The organism is Pseudomonas sp. FSL R10-0399 (genome assembly GCF_009600165.1).
Lineage (GTDB): Bacteria > Pseudomonadota > Gammaproteobacteria > Pseudomonadales > Pseudomonadaceae > Aquipseudomonas > Aquipseudomonas helleri.
Genome location: NZ_WIWK01000329.1, coordinates 1 through 308, shown reverse-complemented (window position 1 = coordinate 308; position 308 = coordinate 1). Strand labels below are relative to the sequence as shown.

The 308-nt window shown below is 64.9% G+C and carries 1 protein-coding gene; it reads right to left on the bottom strand.

Features of this window, described 5'->3' with window-relative positions; genetic code table 11:
• On the bottom strand, positions 1–308 hold a 308-nt coding region (locus tag GHO41_RS29635; protein WP_178126637.1), incomplete at both ends, for an ATP-binding protein.

The window sequence follows — 308 nt, the reverse complement described above, 5'->3', positions numbered from 1 at the left end:
ATGGCCGCCACTTCCAGCGCCTCTTGCTCGTTGAGCGGCGGCAGCAAGCCGGGCAGGCGGCTGGCCAGCAAGGTTTTACCGGTGCCCGGCGGCCCGGTAAAAAGCAGATTGTGGCTGCCTGCGGCGGCGATCAACAGCGCCCGCTTGGCCGACAGTTGGCCCTGCACATCACTCAAATCGGGATACGGCTTGCTCACGTGCAGCAGGCCGCTGGCCACATAGGGTTCAATTACCGCGCGGCCAGCAAAATGCGCCACGACTTGGAGCAAATGCTCGACCGCGATCACCGTCAGCCCCGAGGCCAGGCA